Consider the following 3,108-nt stretch of genomic DNA (forward strand, 5'->3'; position numbering starts at 1 on the left):
CTGCGCCTCCACCTATCGGCTTAAGCTTGCTCGTTACTTTAAGTCGCTGACCCATTATACAAAAGGTACGCCGTCACCCAGGACGAACCTTGGGCTCCGACTGTTTGTAAGCATCCGGTTTCAGGAACTGTTTCACTCCCCTCGTCGGGGTGCTTTTCACCTTTCCCTCACGGTACTGGTTCACTATCGGTCGCTGAGGAGTACTTAGGCTTGGAGGGTGGTCCCCCCATGTTCAGACAGGATTGCACGTGTCCCGCCCTACTCATATCCAACCATCACGCTGTTCCGTACGGGGCTATCACCCGTCATGCCCGACTTTCCAGACGGTTCCGGTGACGATCAGGTTGGCATTGGCCTGGTCCGCGTTCGCTCGCCACTACTAACGGAGTCTCGTTTGATGTCCTTTCCTCCGGGTACTTAGATGTTTCAGTTCCCCGGGTTCGCCTTAAACCCCTATGTATTCAGGATCTAATCCCTTCATCTGACCCTCCGTAGTGCAACGCCACCCCCAAGATCGCTCTCTCGGATGCCGTCACAATACAAAGGGTCGAAGGGGGGTTTCCCCATTCGGAGATCCCTGGATCAAAGCTCGTTCGCAGCTCCCCAAGGCTTATCGCAGCGTACCACGTCCTTCATCGCCTCTCAGCGCCAAGGCATCCACCAGATGCTCTTACGACACTTGATTACTCTCATGATCCATGTCCGCCCGGCAAAAGCCGGACACGGATCTCAAGAAAGACCTGACCTCGCATTGCTGCGAAGTCATATTTTGCTTGCCAAGCATCTCCGACGCTCCCGGCTGCGGGCCGGGGCTGGTTCGCGGAACTAGGAAAGTCCGCTGGTCGAAGATGCTGCCTCTTTACGATTTCAAACATCCGCGCTCGCCCGCACAGCAGGGAACACGAATTCCTTTGACATCCGGATACAGTAAAATGGTGGAGCCTGTCGGGATCGAACCGACGACCTGAAGCTTGCAAAGCTACCGCTCTCCCAGCTGAGCTAAGGCCCCGTTTTTTGCTTGGCCTCAGACGCCGGCAGGGACGTTAAGTCCCTTTGGCTATCCGCGCCATCGGGCGCGGCGGCCGGTCGGCCTTCGCAAGAAGTGGTGCAGGATCGACGCGTCAGCGTCGCAAGCCCGACCGGGCGCCCGCGCTGATGCGCGGAGCAGCCAAGGCAACGGACGTTGCCGCCGGCGCTTGAGGCTTCCCAAAATGGTGGGCCTGGGACGACTCGAACGTCCGACCTCACCCTTATCAGGGGTGCGCTCTAACCACCTGAGCTACAGGCCCCAGCCGCAGCACCTGCTGCGACCGATGTATCCGGAATTGAGAAGAGAAGCGAAGACGGCAGCGTCCCGCATAGTGAGCTTCTGACTGAAGCTCTTGTGTTCCAAGTGTTCCGATAGAAGCAGCATGACGCCACTTCGTAAGAGAACATCCTTAGAAAGGAGGTGATCCAGCCGCAGGTTCCCCTACGGCTACCTTGTTACGACTTCACCCCAGTCGCTGACCCTACCGTGGTCGCCTGCCTCCTTGCGGTTGGCGCAGCGCCGTCGGGTAAGACCAACTCCCATGGTGTGACGGGCGGTGTGTACAAGGCCCGGGAACGTATTCACCGTGGCGTTCTGATCCACGATTACTAGCGATTCCGCCTTCATGCACTCGAGTTGCAGAGTGCAATCCGAACTGAGACGGCTTTTGAGGATTAGCTCCCCCTCGCGGGTTCGCTGCCCTTTGTCACCGCCATTGTAGCACGTGTGTAGCCCAGCCCGTAAGGGCCATGAGGACTTGACGTCATCCCCACCTTCCTCGCGGCTTATCACCGGCAGTCCCCCTAGAGTGCCCAACTCAATGATGGCAACTAGGGGCGAGGGTTGCGCTCGTTGCGGGACTTAACCCAACATCTCACGACACGAGCTGACGACAGCCATGCAGCACCTGTGTTCCCGCCAGCCGAACTGAAGAGGGGTGTCTCCACTCCTCATACGGGACATGTCAAAGGCTGGTAAGGTTCTGCGCGTTGCTTCGAATTAAACCACATGCTCCACCGCTTGTGCGGGCCCCCGTCAATTCCTTTGAGTTTTAATCTTGCGACCGTACTCCCCAGGCGGAATGCTTAAAGCGTTAGCTGCGCCACTGACGAGCAAGCTCGCCAACGGCTGGCATTCATCGTTTACGGCGTGGACTACCAGGGTATCTAATCCTGTTTGCTCCCCACGCTTTCGCGCCTCAGCGTCAGATCCGGACCAGTCAGCCGCCTTCGCCACTGGTGTTCTTGCGAATATCTACGAATTTCACCTCTACACTCGCAGTTCCACTAACCTCTTCCGGTCTCAAGCCATGCAGTATCGAAGGCAATTCTGTGGTTGAGCCACAGGCTTTCACCCCCGACTTACAAAGCCGCCTACGCGCCCTTTACGCCCAGTGATTCCGAACAACGCTAGCCCCCTTCGTATTACCGCGGCTGCTGGCACGAAGTTAGCCGGGGCTTCTTCTCACGCTACCGTCATTATCGTCGCGTGCGAAAGAGCTTTACAACCCTAAGGCCGTCATCACTCACGCGGCATGGCTGGATCAGGCTTGCGCCCATTGTCCAATATTCCCCACTGCTGCCTCCCGTAGGAGTTTGGGCCGTGTCTCAGTCCCAATGTGGCTGATCATCCTCTCAGACCAGCTACTGATCGTCGCCTTGGTGGGCCATTACCCCACCAACCAGCTAATCAGACGCGGGCCGATCCTTCAGCGATAAATCTTTCTGCTCTCGCACGTATCCGGTATTAGCCCAAGTTTCCCTGGGTTATCCCGAACTGAAGGGCACGTTCCCACGCGTTACTCACCCGTCTGCCACTGACCCCGAAGGGCCCGTTCGACTTGCATGTGTTAAGCCTGCCGCCAGCGTTCGTTCTGAGCCAGGATCAAACTCTCAAGTTGAAAGTATGATCAAGACTTCACTACGCAAATTGACAGAGCACCTCTCACTCCGGGTCACCCCGGAGCGGTGTACTCACCAAAGCATAGATCCGGTCAATGTCATCCCCGATCCCAAAGGATCGGCGCAAGGACACCGCCGCCTACGCTTCTCTTCCCTCTCAACAATGTCAAAGAGCAA

Annotated in this window: 2 tRNA genes and 2 rRNA genes (1 of these 4 running past the window's edge); all 4 read right to left on the bottom strand. The window is 57.2% G+C overall.

Annotation, left to right across the window (positions count from 1 at the left end):
• Positions 1–685, bottom strand: a 23S ribosomal RNA gene (locus DDF70_RS35165); it reaches 2,136 nt to the left of the window's first position.
• 248 nt (positions 686–933) lie between these two features.
• A tRNA-Ala gene (locus DDF70_RS35170) sits at positions 934–1,009 on the bottom strand.
• 203 nt (positions 1,010–1,212) lie between these two features.
• Positions 1,213–1,289 (bottom strand) — tRNA-Ile (locus DDF70_RS35175).
• A gap of 154 nt (positions 1,290–1,443) precedes the next feature.
• Positions 1,444–2,930 (bottom strand): 16S ribosomal RNA (locus DDF70_RS35180).
• The 16S and 23S rRNA genes sit together here with 2 tRNA genes alongside, the layout of an rRNA operon.
• Positions 2,931–3,108: the final 178 nt, after the last annotated feature.

The organism is Microvirga calopogonii, from assembly GCF_003347665.1.
Taxonomy (GTDB): domain Bacteria; phylum Pseudomonadota; class Alphaproteobacteria; order Rhizobiales; family Beijerinckiaceae; genus Microvirga; species Microvirga calopogonii.